Source organism: Microvirga sp. VF16 (genome assembly GCF_016864375.1).
Lineage (GTDB): Bacteria > Pseudomonadota > Alphaproteobacteria > Rhizobiales > Beijerinckiaceae > Microvirga.
This window is the reverse complement of sequence record NZ_CP069354.1, coordinates 555,018-568,504: the sequence shown is the minus strand read 5'-3', so window position 1 is coordinate 568,504 and position 13,487 is coordinate 555,018. Positions and strand designations below refer to the sequence as shown.

At 59.8% G+C, this 13,487-nt stretch carries 10 protein-coding genes and 2 pseudogenes; 4 read left to right on the top strand and 8 right to left on the bottom strand.

Annotation, left to right across the window (positions count from 1 at the left end):
• Nucleotides 1-143 precede the first annotated feature (143 nt).
• The 3 genes from JO965_RS02745 (at nucleotide 144) to JO965_RS02735 (ending at nucleotide 5,078) form a co-directional block, all read left to right on the top strand.
• Nucleotides 144-1,220, top strand: coding sequence for an efflux RND transporter periplasmic adaptor subunit (locus JO965_RS02745; protein WP_246776725.1), 1,077 nt, complete (start codon nucleotides 144-146; stop codon nucleotides 1,218-1,220).
• A 16-nt stretch (nucleotides 1,221-1,236) separates the two neighbouring features.
• Nucleotides 1,237-4,380, top strand: a complete 3,144-nt coding sequence (locus tag JO965_RS02740; protein WP_203442190.1) for an efflux RND transporter permease subunit — start codon at nucleotides 1,237-1,239, stop codon at nucleotides 4,378-4,380.
• 74 nt (nucleotides 4,381-4,454) lie between these two features.
• A complete protein-coding gene (locus JO965_RS02735) occupies nucleotides 4,455-5,078 on the top strand; it encodes a TetR/AcrR family transcriptional regulator (RefSeq protein WP_203442189.1) in 624 nt (207 codons plus the stop codon).
• A gap of 267 nt (nucleotides 5,079-5,345) precedes the next feature.
• On the opposite strand, the gene JO965_RS02730 is transcribed toward JO965_RS02735, so the two are convergent.
• A complete protein-coding gene (locus JO965_RS02730; protein ID WP_203442188.1) occupies nucleotides 5,346-5,765 on the bottom strand; it encodes a hypothetical protein in 420 nt (139 codons plus the stop codon).
• A 712-nt stretch (nucleotides 5,766-6,477) separates the two neighbouring features.
• Between JO965_RS02730 and JO965_RS02725 the strand changes: the two genes are divergently transcribed.
• The gene (locus JO965_RS02725) at nucleotides 6,478-7,926 is read left to right on the top strand and encodes a hypothetical protein (protein WP_203442187.1); all 1,449 of its coding nucleotides are present in this window, start codon (nucleotides 6,478-6,480) and stop codon (nucleotides 7,924-7,926) included.
• Nucleotides 7,927-8,066: 140 nt separating this feature from the next.
• Here JO965_RS02725 and JO965_RS47675 read toward each other — a convergent pair.
• The 7 genes and pseudogenes from JO965_RS47675 to JO965_RS02700 form a co-directional block, all read right to left on the bottom strand.
• Nucleotides 8,067-8,330: pseudogene (locus JO965_RS47675) on the bottom strand (IS6 family transposase); the annotation flags it as partial.
• 197 nt (nucleotides 8,331-8,527) lie between these two features.
• On the bottom strand, nucleotides 8,528-9,544 hold the full coding sequence (locus tag JO965_RS02720) for a sugar-binding protein (protein ID WP_203442186.1): 1,017 nt from the start codon (nucleotides 9,542-9,544) through the stop codon (nucleotides 8,528-8,530).
• 38 nt (nucleotides 9,545-9,582) lie between these two features.
• On the bottom strand, nucleotides 9,583-10,608 hold the full coding sequence (locus tag JO965_RS02715) for an ABC transporter permease (RefSeq protein WP_203442185.1): 1,026 nt from the start codon (nucleotides 10,606-10,608) through the stop codon (nucleotides 9,583-9,585).
• Nucleotides 10,609-10,620: 12 nt separating this feature from the next.
• Nucleotides 10,621-11,361, bottom strand: a complete 741-nt coding sequence (locus tag JO965_RS02710) for an ATP-binding cassette domain-containing protein (protein ID WP_203442184.1) — start codon at nucleotides 11,359-11,361, stop codon at nucleotides 10,621-10,623.
• Between the two features lie 338 nt (nucleotides 11,362-11,699).
• Nucleotides 11,700-12,458, bottom strand: coding sequence for an SDR family NAD(P)-dependent oxidoreductase (locus JO965_RS02705; RefSeq protein WP_203442183.1), 759 nt, complete (start codon nucleotides 12,456-12,458; stop codon nucleotides 11,700-11,702).
• Between the two features lie 248 nt (nucleotides 12,459-12,706).
• Nucleotides 12,707-12,901: pseudogene (locus JO965_RS49255) on the bottom strand (IS6 family transposase); the annotation flags it as partial.
• A 94-nt stretch (nucleotides 12,902-12,995) separates the two neighbouring features.
• A complete protein-coding gene (locus JO965_RS02700) occupies nucleotides 12,996-13,475 on the bottom strand; it encodes an Lrp/AsnC family transcriptional regulator (protein WP_203442182.1) in 480 nt (159 codons plus the stop codon).
• Between the last annotated feature and the right edge of the window lie 12 nt (nucleotides 13,476-13,487).

The following is a 13,487-nucleotide window of genomic DNA, read 5'->3' as shown; positions in this document are numbered from 1 at the left end:
AGTATAAAGTGACGAAAGTCGACATTCGTCAGGTCTCAGGTTTCGCCTGAGCCATTTGAAGAGGGAACTCCGGCTGTGCGCTGGCTCGGATCCGCCCACAGGCAAGCGCCTAGCCGGGAGAAGGCGTACCGGAGATGAATGCCATGCACGCATCCCTGCCCATCCTCACATTTGGTCTTGCCGCGACGCTTGCTGCCTGCCAAGCAAAGCCCCAGGAAGCGGTAAAATCTGATCGCCCGGTCTTGGTGCAGGCGGTGGCTTTTGAGCCTCAGGCTCCGGAACGGACCTTTGTCGCGACCATCCGGCCCCGTGTCGAAAGCGATCTCGGCTTCCGCGTTGCCGGGAAGGTGGCCAGGCGTCTTGTCTCCGTTGGCGACACGGTCAAGGCAGGTCAGGCGCTGGCCGCCCTCGACGCGACCGATCTGCGCCTTCAGCGGGAGCAGGCGGAAGCTGAGATGAGAGCTGCGACCGCGGCGCTCCTGCAGGCTGAGTCCGAACTCCGGCGCATCCTCACCCTGAGGGGACAGGGCTGGTCCACGACGGCAACCTACGACCGCCAGCAAGCCATTACCGAGGAGGCGCGAGGCCGCCTGGCCCGCGCCGAGCGCGCCCTATTGCTAGCCGAGAATGCTTTCTCGTATGCAACCCTGACCGCCGATTTGGACGGTGTTGTTACTGCCACTCAGATCGAGCCGGGGCAGGTGGTCGACACCGACAAGGTCGCCATCCGCATCGCCCGCTTGTCGGAGAAGGAAGCTGCGATCGCGATTCCGGAAGCTCAGATCGCTGCGGTCCGAACCGGCACCGCCTCCATTACTCTCTGGTCAAATCCGGACAAGCGCTATCAGGCGACTCTGCGCGAGCTTTCGCCCTCGGCCGACCCGGCTACCCGCACGTATCAGGCCCGATTCTCGATCCTGAGCGCAGAGGAAACGGTTCAGTTCGGCATGACGGCGACGGTTACGATCGGTGAGGCAGGAACTACGGAAGTTGCGCGCCTGCCTCTCTCGTCACTCCACAACCAGGGCGGAGGCCCGGCCGTTTGGGTGGTCGGCACGGATGGACGACCGGCTCTGCGGCCAGTCACGGTCGCGGCCTACCAGTCCCACGATGTGCTCGTCACTAAAGGAGTGAGCGACGGCGATCGTGTGATCATCCTAGGGGTCCAGAAGCTCGATCCAGGCCAGCGGGTCCGAATCGTCGAGACGCTGCAGTTCTAAACCTTCGGAGCCAGCCATGAAGCAGTTCAACCTGTCTCAATGGGCCGTGCACCATCCGGCGCTCATCCTGTTCCTCATCGTCGCGATCAGCCTCGGCGGGCTACTCTCTTTCCGCTCACTCGGGCGCGCGGAAGATCCGAACTTCACCATCAAGAACGTGATCGTGACGGCGATATGGCCGGGCGCAACGGCGCAGGAGATACAGGACCAGGTTGCAGATACCATCGAGAAGAAGCTGCAGGAGCTGCCGTGGCTTGACAAGGTTGTCACCTACAGCAAGCCAGCCTTTGTGGCGATGAATATCGGCCTTCGCGACAACACTCCAGCTCGGGACGTGCCGCAGCTCTTCTATCAATTGCGTAAGAAGCTTGACGACATCCGAGGCCAACTGCCTAGCGATCTGATCGGCCCCAATGTGAATGACGAGTATGGAGATGTCGATTCGCTCCTCTACATGCTGACCGGCGACGGCGCTGACTTCGCACAACTCAAGAAGGTCGCCGAGGGGCTGCGTCAGCAACTCCTGAAAGTCCCTGGGGTCACGAAGGTCAACCTTTATGGCGTGCAGGATGAGCGCATCTATGTTGAGTTCAGCCACGCCAAGCTGGCCACCTTGGGCATACCGCCACAGGCTCTGTTCGAGTCGCTGCAGAGGCAGAATGCCGTTGTTCCCGCTGGCATAGTCGAGACAAGAGCCCAGCGGATCCCCGTGCGTGTGACGGGCGCGCTTGACGGGGCGAAGGCCGTAGCCGAAACCCCAGTCGAGGCGGATGGGCGCGTGTTCCGTCTCGGTGACATCGCGACGATCACCCGTGGCTTCGAAGACCCATCCGACTTTCTGGTGCGCCAGCGCGGCCATCCTGCGATTGGTCTCGGAGTTGTCATGGCCAAGGGGGCGAACATTCTCGCCTTCGGCCACGATGTGAATGCCGCCAAGGACGCCTTCGTGCAGGCGGTGCCGCAGGGCATCGACATCGAGCAGGTCGCCGACCAGCCGCAGGTGGTTGATCACGCGATCACCGAGTTCGAACACTCGTTCATCGAAGCCCTCGGAATCGTGCTCCTCGTCTCGTTCGTGTCGCTGGGCTGGCGCACCGGCATCGTGGTGGCGCTCTCCGTTCCCCTTGTGCTCGCGATCACGTTTGCTGTGATGAGCGTCCTCGGCCTCGACCTCCACCGCATCACCTTGGGTGCTCTGATCATAGCCCTCGGCCTGCTGGTCGACGATGCGATCATCGCCGTCGAGATGATGATGGTGAAGATCGAGCAGGGCTGGGACCGTATGCGCGCAGCGGCTTTCGCTTGGACTTCGACAGCTTTTCCGATGCTCACCGGAACGCTGGTGACCGCAGCGGGCTTCCTCCCGGTTGGCTTCGCCAATTCGGCAGTCGGCGAATACGCCGGCGGCATCTTCTGGGTCGTCGCAATCGCCCTGATCGCATCCTGGTTGGTGGCGGTGATATTCACCCCCTACATAGGGGTCAAGCTTCTACCGGAGACGCTTGCCCAGCACGCGAACCCGCACGAGATTTACGAGACCCGTATATACCGTGGCCTGCGCCGGATTGTGCAGGCCTGCGTTCACCGGCGGGGACTTACGGTATTGACTACGATCGGCATCTTCGTGACTTCAATCGTTGCCTTCGGCCGGGTCCAACAGCAGTTCTTCCCATTATCCGAACGGCCCGAGCTTTTCTTTCAGATGCGTCTGCCCGAAGGCACGGCGATCGGCGTCACAGCCGAGACGGCCCGACAGGCGGAGGCAATCCTCCGCGACGATCCCGATATCCTCACGCATACGACCTATATCGGTCAGGGCTCCCCACGGTTCTGGCTCGGCCTCAACCCTCAGCTCCCCAACGAAGCCTTCGCGGAGATCGTGATCGTCGCCAAGGACGTGCCGGCGCGCGAACGTGTCAAGGCACGCATCGAAGAGGTAGTGGCACAAGGCGCCCTCGCCGCGGCGCGGGTACGGGTCGACCGCTTTAATTTCGGGCCGCCTGTCGGCTTCCCGGTTCAGTTCCGCGTCATCGGCCCGGACGCGATGACAGTGCGCCAGATTGCATCCGAGGTCCGCGACGTCATGCGGACCAACCCCGATGTGGTCGATCCCCATCTCGAGTGGAACGAGTTGGTCCCATCAGTGCGGCTGGTGGTCGATCAGGAGCGTGCCCGTGCGCTCGGGCTAGATCCGAAGACCGTATCGCAGTCCCTGCAGACGCTTCTGTCTGGTACCCCTATTACCACCGTTCGTGACGGCACCGAACGGGTAGAGGTCGTCGCCCGGACAGTAGAGCAGGAGCGCCTGGATCTCGGTGGCATTGGCGACCTTACAATTGTGTCCCGCAACGGGCTCGCGGTGCCGCTCGCCCAAGTCGGACGCATCGAGTATGCCCATGAGGAGCCGATCCTTTGGCGGCGTAACCGCGATCTATCGATCACAGTTCGAGCCGACGTGGTCGATGGCGTCCAGCCGCCGGATGCGACGAGCCAGATCTGGCCGACACTAGCAGGGATCCGTGACCGGCTTGAGCCCGGCTATCGTCTCGAAATCGGCGGTGCGGTGGAGGAGTCGGTGAAAGGCAATGCATCCATCTATGCGCTGTTCCCGCTGATGATTGGAGTGATGCTGACGCTGCTGATGATCCAGCTTCAGAGCTTCTCGCGTCTGCTCCTGGTTTTCCTGACCGCGCCGCTTGGCCTGATCGGCGCGGCGCTCGCACTCAACTTGGCGAGCCGGCCCTTCGGCTTCGTGGCGCTGCTCGGCTTGATCGCGCTGGCCGGCATGATCATGCGCAACACCGTAATCCTGGTCGATCAGATCGAGATAGACGTGGCGCAGGGTGCAACCCGGCGCGAGGCCATCGTCGAAGCAACGGTACGTCGGGCGCGTCCGGTGGTGCTCACCGGACTGGCGGCGATCCTGGCAATGATCCCGCTCTCCTCGTCGGCGTTCTGGGGACCTATGGCCGTCACCATCATGGGAGGTCTGTTTGTCGCTACCTTCCTGACCCTGCTCTTCCTGCCAGCACTCTATGCGCTGTGGTTCCGCAACCACCTCGACGAGCGTGGCGCCGGAAACCGCTCGGCCGAGGAATCTGGGATAGGTCGATCAGAAGAATTGGATAGGCAGCCCTCGCTGCCGATTGCCGCTGAGTAGGCTCGCTGCGAGGATGGGAGCCGTGCACTAAGCCATTCATTGACGAATGATGAATTTTATCATAGGTTTAGTCCATGGATGCTGATGCTGTTCGCACTTCGGCTGAGCCTGACACCCGCTGTCGTATCGTCGAGACGGCCGAGCGGCTTTTCCGGCAGATCGGCTATCAGAAAACCACCGTAGCCGACATCGCGAAGGCGCTCCGGATGAGCCCGGCGAACGTGTACCGCTTTTACGACTCCAAGAAAGCGATTAACGAGGCGGTCGCCGAGCGCCTAATGCGCGAGGTCGAAGAGGCAATCGAAGCGATCGCACGTCAAAAAGTTCCGGCGGCAGACCGATTGCGAGACATGATCGCGACCATGCATCGGATGACTGCGGTCCTGTACACCGATGAATTGCGCATGCATGAAATGGTGGAGCGGGCTCTGAGCGAGAGCTGGCAGGTTGTCCACGGCCATCTTGAGCGCAAGAGTGCGATCTTCCAGCGGGTCGTCGAGGAGGGGATCGCCGCCGGTGAGTTCACGTCCGCCGATCCGGTGGTGGCGTCGCGGTGCGTGCTGGTTGCCCTGATTCGCTTCTGTCATCCGGCGCTCCTCGTGCAGTGCGCTGGAGAACCCGGCCCATCCTTGGATCAAATGACGGAGTTCGTGCTGGCCGGCTTGGGCTGCCGCACTGGATCGGCGGTAGAAGGCTGACCTTGCCACGGTGGTCATGGCTAAACCCGGGATTGATAGAGTTCGGTCGATTGGCTGTTGCGTCAAAACGCTTCGGCAGGAGACTGCATCGCGGGTCCCAACGAGCCAGAGAGCACTACCATCATCAGTGAGCGCAATTTCGCCAATCGTCGACGGGGCGAAGCTCCCCAACCTGTGGGCGGTGTGTCTGGAGCCTCATAGGCTGGCGACGCGGGGCAAGTCCCGTTTCAATGCTGGCAACACTTTTCAAAGCAAACTCTCATCTGATTACTCAGCTGGGACGAAGCTCTCGCGATGTGTTTGGACCAAGTCAGCCTTCGTTGCCATAAATCCAATATAGATAAAGAGTGCGACCGAGATCACAGTCACGAATTCCCCGCCAAGTAAAAGAGGCAAACCCAAATCCATGTGACCAAAGACGACGAGGGTAAGCCCAACCATCATCGCAGGAAGGCCGATGACGGCAGTCCAGAAATGGGTCCATGAAAGCCGGGTCCCGGCGGTGTGTGGAAAGAAGCGATAAAACGAAGCGTAAAGAAAGAAGCCGACCCAACCAAGCAGATTCACATGCACATGCACAGGCCTAACCGTAAAATCTTGCGACAGGGACATAAATATACCCATGGAAACCCCTGTTCCGAGGAAGACGAGAGCCGCGCGTAAAAAGAGATTAGACAGATTGATCACGGCATATTATCCTTCTATCATGAAGTCATTACTTCCAAAACAAGAGCACAGAATTGAAATAAACTGCGGGCAGTGATTTTCATTCACACGCACTACTTCTAAGTGACGTGATATATTATCCTGGAAGATGACCGAGACAACTCTGATCACAGAGGCTATCCGGCCGACGGAGCATTGACCGTTCGTGGGCTTCAATCATCTGTTTGTTGGTCTCAGCGTAATTCACGTCTCTGGTGCTGATACGACCTATGTGCTCGGGTTGCCGGACTTACTTGAAAGACCGTTACGCTGCATACGGTGACACCGTATTCGGCTCCTGCCCGAAAGCCCTCAATGCAGTACTGGACTCGAGCACCGTCAGTTCAGTTCCACAGTCAGCGCAGGTACCGATCGAGGGAGCTGCAATCAGTTTCTTAGTCCCGCATGCCTCGCAGCCGCAGAGCGCCGGGATCAGTGTCTCTGCGGCTCGCTCCGCAGCCGTTCTCAATGCCTCGCTTGTTTGTACGATGTGATCGAACATGGTCATCTCCTCATGTCTAGTCCAACAGGGCGCGTCTTGATCAGTCTTGCGCTAAGAAGACTTTCCTCATTTGCCTCCTTGACAATGCGGCAGTTGTAGCGAGCATTTTCTTCCGTGGCTCTTATCGGAAGTTGTCTGTATTTTCCGGAAGTTTCCCGGCCAATTTCTGGGAGTTCACGGACAGGCGGGGTGATGCTGGACGACAGGAAACAGATTGCGGCAGTGATCAGGGACTACATCGCGCGTGAACGCATGTCGCGCGAGCAGTTCGCGTTCAAAACGAAGTTGGGCAAGTCGACAGTCGACAAACTGCTGACAGGACGCTTCTCCGATAAGACCCTATCGATCATTGAGAGCCAGACGCAACTTTCCCTGCGACCTATAGTCGGTGGATCGTTCCGGTTACCGAACGACACGGCCCGCCACTCCCCTAAAGCCGCAGACTTGAAGCCCCTCGACAAGCCATCAATCGCTGTCTTGCCCTTTGTGAACATGGGCATGGATCCTGAGCAGGACTTTCTCGCGGACGGCATCTCCGAGGACATCATCACCGCCCTTGCACGTCTGCGCTGGCTGTTCGTCACCGCCCGGAACTCCACGTTTGTCTACAAGGGCACGGCCGTGGATATCCGACAGGTCGCGCATGATCTCGGGGTCCGTTACGTCTTGGAGGGTAGCGTCCGAACCGCCGGCTCGCGCATTCGTGTCACCGGTCAGCTTATTGATGCGACATCAGGCAAGCATATCTGGGCCGAGAAGTATGACCGCGACAGGCAGGACATCTTTGCCGTTCAAGATGATATTGCAGAGCGTGTAGTTGCTGCCGTAGAGCCGCACCTTTATGCCGAGGAAGGATTTCGCGCCTCAACGGAGCAACCCGACAGTATCGATGCCTGGGGGCTAGTGGTTCGGGCCATGACCCTTCTCAACAAGGTGGAGCGGACGCAGAATGAGGAAGCCCAGTTGCTCCTGCGGCGTGCCGTTAGCCTGGAGCCGCGTTATGCACGAGCCCATGCCCTCCTCAGCTGGGCCATTTGGTGGGCATGCATGTGCCTGTGGGCGCCTGACGTGGAGGCAGGTTACGAGCAGGCAGCCATTCACGCCCAGGATGCTCTTGCCCTCGATCCCGGCGAGCCTTGGGCCAGAATGGTGTCTGGACTAGGTCTCAGCACGGCCGGCCAGCATCAGCGAGCATTGGCGGAACTCGAAACCGCTCTGATGCTCACCCCGAGCTTCGCACTTGGTCATACAGCGCTCGGATGGGCACTCCTGAGAGTAGGCCGGTTCGAGGAGGCCATTGTCGAAACTGGGTGGGCATTGCGCATGAGCCCGCTCGACAGTTTCTCCGGGTTCTATACGACCACCCATGGCCTTGCCCTCTTGGGTGCGCGTCGATTCGAAGAGGCACTCCCTTTTCTCAGAGCATCCGTTTCCGGTTTCACAGACTACACCGGGCCCTTCAATACCCTGATTAGCTGCTGCGGCCATCTAGGGTTAATTGAAGAGGCTAAGGAGTTAATTGCTGTTCGAGACCGAATGGACCCGCCGCTGAGCCTGAGCTTAGTCCGCAGGCATCTGCACAAATTCGCGCACTGTGAGGTGTTCGTTGAGGGCCTTCGCAAGGCGGGCGTTCCTGAATAGGTATCATGAATTTCGCCTCCAGCGAAATACCATGACGAATTGCAGCATCGGCCTTGTCATGGGAACCTGACCCCAGCCGCAACCGAGAGCGCATTGGATCTTGTTATTCTGCCGAGGCCGCAATGCGCCATTGACGAGTCGCTTCTGCCCTGAATAGAGACCACCGTCTCATCCAGATGCCACGTACCGGTCGGTTGAGGACGCAGTCGGCGCAGATTGCGGGTGAAGGCAGGTTCGAACTTATGGACCTGCCGCCGGACTGTCTCATAGGATAGATCCAGTCCGCGCTCGGCCAGGAATTCCTCTGCATCACGGTAGCTGAGAGTGAAGCGCAAGTAGAGCCAGACGGCCTACCGGATGACCTCGGGTGGAAACTGATGGCGAGCATAGGAGATCGGCTGCATTCCCTACCCACCCTACCGTGCATCAGCCTGCAGCCGTTTCCCGTAACAAGGCCAGGCTCTCCGGTAACATCATCCTGAAGAAAGGCGTCGTCCGCCCTTCATGACAGACAAAGAAGAACACCTCCGAACGTGGGTTCGGAGGCGCATTTCTCTGGTTGCGGCGGACTAGATCCACCTCGCCGTCAAAATGTGATGTCCTAGGTTCCGGAGCCACCGATGCAGGTTGCCGCGTTCTGCGGGGTGCAGACATCGAGACCGGTATAAGTCGGATCCTTCGGCGCAGGCTTACCGTCCTTCATGTCCTTCAGGAACAGCATGGTCTTGTAGCCCATCTCGAATGGACGCTGACCGACCTGTCCCTTGGAGAGTCCCGCCTTCATGAGGTCCATCTGGACCGGGAGCGTGTCGGCGACGACCAGCGCGAGCGAGCCGTTGTCGATGCGGTCCTTGTATTTTTCGGCAACCCGGCGATAGGCCTGCGGAATGAACTGCGGGAAACCACCCGTCGGAATGAAGGCATCGAGTTGCGGGTTCTTGCCGAGGATGTCCTCCATCTGCTGAACGGCCCGTGGGAAGTCGTCATCCGTGTAGAGCGGGCAGCCGTCGATCTCGCGCCAACCGTTCTGGCCTGTCAGCTTCGTGCCTGGAGCCGCGCTCGATTTCGCTCCGGACAGCGTATCCCGGATCCCCTGCATGCGCTCGTTGTGGTTGGCCGCGGCTGCGCCGCCAGACTGGATGCAAATCGTTCCCCCCTGCGGCTTGAGCTGCTGGGCGAGCTTGGCGAGGTTCACGCCAATGTCATAGTTGTAGGTTCCGACATAGGCCGTGCGCAGGGCCTTGTCCTTGTCGAGAAGGTCGGAGTCCCAGGTCAGAACCGGGATGCCGGCCTTCTTCGCGCCTTCGAGAGCTCTCGCCATCGCGGCTGCGTTCGAGGGGGAGACAGCGATGCCGTCAACTTTCTTCGTGATCAGGTCGTTCACGACCTGAACCTGCTCATCGCCGCCGCCATGTTCGCCGGGGCCGATATACATGCACTCGATCGCGCCGTTCGACTCCTTCTCGGCCTTCTTGCAACCGTCGCGGGCCTGATCGAAGAATGGGTTGTTCATGTTCTTAGGCACGAGTGCGAAGGTGTATTTCTTCCCCTGCGCCTGAGCGCTGGCGCCCAGCGCAAGGAGAGCGGCAGCCGCCACGCCTAAGGTTAGAATCCTCATTGGTGTCCTCCTGTGGTTATGATCGCCCGGCATTGTGCTCAAGCCGAACGTTTGCCGCGGATCCGCTGGAGCAGAACCGCCAACACGATGAAGAGGCCGACAAAGGCGCCCTGCCAGTTGGCATCGACGCCTGCCATGAGAAGAGAGTTGCGAATGACTTCGATCAGTGCCGCACCGATAACGGCGCCGTAAGCGCCACCCTGACCGCCCATGAGATCGGCCCCGCCGATGACGGTCGATGCAATGACGCGCAGTTCATAGCCTTGTCCAAGAGCGTTGATGGCCGAACCCTGCCAGCCGACGATCAGGACGGATGCGAGCGCTGCCGTAAGGCCCGAGACGATGTAGGCCTGCAGCTTCACGCGCCGGACCGGAACGCCGGTCAGACGGGCGGCATCCTCATTGCTGCCAATGGCGTAGAGATAGTTGCCCCAGGCCGTGAAGTTGAAAATAAAGCCAAAGATGAGTGCCAGGATCGCCAACACCCAGACGGGATTGGCGATGCCGAGAATCGAGTCACCCCCGATAGCGTTGAACGTCTCTCCCCATGGCCCGAATTCATAGATCATCCTGTTCTCGGACAAAACGATTGCGAGAGATCTGGCTGCCGAGAGCATGCCCAGTGTGACGACGAAGGCTGGAAGCCCGACATAGGCGACGAGAAATCCGTTCACCGCTCCTGCGGCCGCGCCTGTGAGAAGTCCTGCCAGGATCGCAACAGCCCAGTGATACTCGGCCTGGAGGATGAGACCGCAGACCACGCCCACGAGACCCATCAAAGAGCCGACGGATAGATCGATGCCGCCAGTGAGGATCACGGCCGTCATGCCGACGGCCATGATACCGATGAAGGCGAAATTGCGAGTGATGTTGAAGAAGTTGTCGGACGTGGCAAAAGCATCGGGCTGATCCCACGCCATGACGGCACAGATGATGACCAGAGCGATCGTAACCCAGAAGGGCTGGCTTGAGAGCAGCCTTTGACCAAGGCTCCGTTCCTTGAGGCCCGTAATATCCTCAATCGCGACGCTGCTCTGGAGGGGGCGAGTGGGAACGGTCGTCATAGGTCCTCGGGGTTATACTGCGTGAATGGCTCCTGTGATGAGGCCGGTGACCTCCTCAGGAGAGGTTTTGTCGACAGGTTTGTCTGCGACCTTCGTGCCTCTGCGGATGACAGCGATACGATCGCACACGGCGAACACGTCCGGCATGCGATGGCTGATCAGCATGACGGCGATGCCTTTGTCCCTCAGACGCCGAATCAGATCGAGCACCTCGGCCACCTGCCGCACGCTGATCGCCGCCGTCGGCTCGTCCATGAGCACGATGCGCGCGTCCGACAGGCGCGTGCGTGCGATGGCCACGGCTTGGCGCTGGCCACCCGACATCTGCTTGACCAGATCGCGGGGGCGCGTCTCCGATTTCAGCTCTTTGAACAGCCCGGCGACGCGGGCATACATGGCCGGATAATCGAGGATCTTGAGCGGCCCGATCTGGCGCTTCAACTCCCGGCCGAGGAAAACGTTGGCGGCGGCCGTGAGATTGTCGCACAGGGCGAGGTCCTGATACACGACCTCGATGCCCTCGGCACGGGCATCGACCGGTTTATGGAAGTGCTTGACCTGACCCTGTATCCGAATCTCGCCCTCGGAGGGGCGGAAATTCCCGGCAATAACCCGCACGAGAGTGGATTTGCCGGCGCCGTTGTCGCCCATGAGGCCAACCACCTCGCCGGCATCGACGGAGAGATCGATGCCTTTCAATGCCTCGATGGCACCGAAATGCTTGGCAATACCCTGAAGCTCGAGGAGCGCCATGCATCCTCCCTCGATCGGTTCTCAACGCGAACCGGGCTGCCTTCTCGGCATCTCTTCAGGGGAGGATTGCAGTTCTGTTGGGAACGGTAAAGCCCTTTCGTCAGCGGCCCATGGCACGACAGGATATAGCTTAGTTCTCTAATACTTAATTCCCAAAGATTTCGGCCACGCCGTTTCCCTTGCGCCGGAGGCAGAGAATGCTCCTAGCGCATCCTACAGAACCGAAGGGTCGCGCCGAACGGTGCGCCCGCTCAGAGAAGGAGGATCGGCCTGCCGTCACCTCCGCGGGCACCGACCGTTGATGCGATGCGGCGTGTGGGGGGCTTCACAGATATCGGTCAGACCCAGCCGCCATCGACGATATATTGCTGGTTGGTGCAGGCCGAGGCTTCGTCGGAGGCAAGGAAGACCGTGAACCTTGCGATCTCGTCCGGGACGAGCTTCCGCTTCAGGCACTGACGCTGCATCAATTCTCGCTCGCCTTCGGGCGTCAGCCATTTTTCGATCTGGCGTTGCGTCATGATCCAGCCCGGCGCGATGGCGTTCACGCGAATATTGTAGGAACCGTAGTCGCGGGCGAGCGAGCGGGTGAGCCCAAGGACAGCGGATTTGGCCGCCGTGTAAGCGGCCATGCCGCCTTGGCCCGCCATCCAGGAGACCGACCCAAAATTGATGATGGCGCCGCTGTTCGCGGCCTGCATATCCGGCAGGACGGCCTGGGCAGCGAAGAACTGATGCTTGAGGTTTACGGCAATGCGGTCGTCCCAGTACTCGGGCGTAACCTCCGGCGTGGGATGGCGCTCGTCGTGAGCGGCATTGTTGATGAGGATCTGAATGGCACCCAGTCCATTCCTGATCCGGCCGATCGCGGCGCGCAGGGCTCCGATGTCGGTCAGGTCGGCATATTCGAAATGCACGTCGAGGCCTTGATCCGTCAACTCGCGGACGAGCCGCTCCGATCCGTCACGGGCAATATCGATGAAGGCAACCCTGCATTTCTGCTCGGCGAAGCGGCGAACGATTGCTTCGCCGATGCCGGAACCGCCGCCGGTGACGAGGACCACCTTGCCCTCCAAGTCGGTATATATCGCAGCCATCCGATCCTTCCGCTTTTCGGCCGTCAGACCCTTCCCGACTGAGTATCTGGCGGAGTTCTTCGGACGTGCAAGCATGATCCAGGAAAAAGGACGCTGCGTGTCGGGTTGCGACGCGATGCCAATCCTGCCCCGGCTTCGAGGACGAGCCCATGCAGCCTACGTTCCAAATCGGACAGCATGAAGTCAACCAGCTGGCCATGCTTGTCGGCAGCCCGAAACAAGGACTAGGGGGCAAAGCGATGACCTTGGTATGAACGGATCCGCTTCGCCATCTTCGGAGCGTAGCGCTGCACCCACCGAAAGATCGTGGATGGGTCGATCTCGACGCCCCGCACCTAAATCATCTCGGCGAGATCGCAGTAGCTGATCCCGTACTTGCAGTAACGGCGGACGCACAACAGAGTGATCTCGACTGGAAAGCGGCGGCGCTTAAACAGAGACAACCGGGCAACCCCTTGGCTAGCCTCCTGTCCTAGGCCGCCAAGATCAATGCAACAGCCCCTCGAACGTCCTCGCCAAGTTCGTTCCTGAACCCAGTCAGATAGCATTTTCGATTGTAAGACTCGGGAGCGGGTCGGCGGTCTTCACGTTCTTCGTTATCACGTACGTGAAATACCGCTCGATCCCAAGATCAAGCCGCAACAGCTTATCGATCAACCTCTGATAGGCATCGATGTCTTCGGATACGATCTTGAGAATATAATCGACACCGCCGCCGGTCGCGTCACAGGAGATGATCGCAGGTTCCTTGAGAATTGCCTCCTCGAAGCGGTCGAAATCGGACTGCTGATGGCTTTTCAGCATGATTTCTACGAGGACGGCGGTTCGGCGGGCCAATTTGTTCGAATTGATGCGCACCGTATAGCCGGTAATCACTCCACTCTTCTCAAGGCGGCTCAGGCGCTCCCAACATGCCGTGGGAGACAGATTGACAGCCTCGGCGAGCCGAATTTTGGTCATCCGGCCGTCCCTCTGGAGCGCGGCAAGGATCTTCAAGTCAATTTTGTCGAGTTTCATGGCTATCTCGAA

Coding starts and splice junctions, on each gene's coding strand:
- JO965_RS02745 (WP_246776725.1), top strand. CDS start 144: ATGCACGCATCCCTGCCCATCCTCACATTTGGTCTTGCCGCGACGCTT.
- JO965_RS02720 (WP_203442186.1), bottom strand. CDS start 9,544: ATGAGGATTCTAACCTTAGGCGTGGCGGCTGCCGCTCTCCTTGCGCTG.
- JO965_RS02735 (WP_203442189.1), top strand. CDS start 4,455: ATGGATGCTGATGCTGTTCGCACTTCGGCTGAGCCTGACACCCGCTGT.
- JO965_RS02710 (WP_203442184.1), bottom strand. CDS start 11,361: ATGGCGCTCCTCGAGCTTCAGGGTATTGCCAAGCATTTCGGTGCCATC.
- JO965_RS02725 (WP_203442187.1), top strand. CDS start 6,478: ATGCTGGACGACAGGAAACAGATTGCGGCAGTGATCAGGGACTACATC.
- JO965_RS02715 (WP_203442185.1), bottom strand. CDS start 10,608: ATGACGACCGTTCCCACTCGCCCCCTCCAGAGCAGCGTCGCGATTGAG.
- JO965_RS02700 (WP_203442182.1), bottom strand. CDS start 13,475: ATGAAACTCGACAAAATTGACTTGAAGATCCTTGCCGCGCTCCAGAGG.
- JO965_RS02705 (WP_203442183.1), bottom strand. CDS start 12,458: ATGGCTGCGATATATACCGACTTGGAGGGCAAGGTGGTCCTCGTCACC.
- JO965_RS02740 (WP_203442190.1), top strand. CDS start 1,237: ATGAAGCAGTTCAACCTGTCTCAATGGGCCGTGCACCATCCGGCGCTC.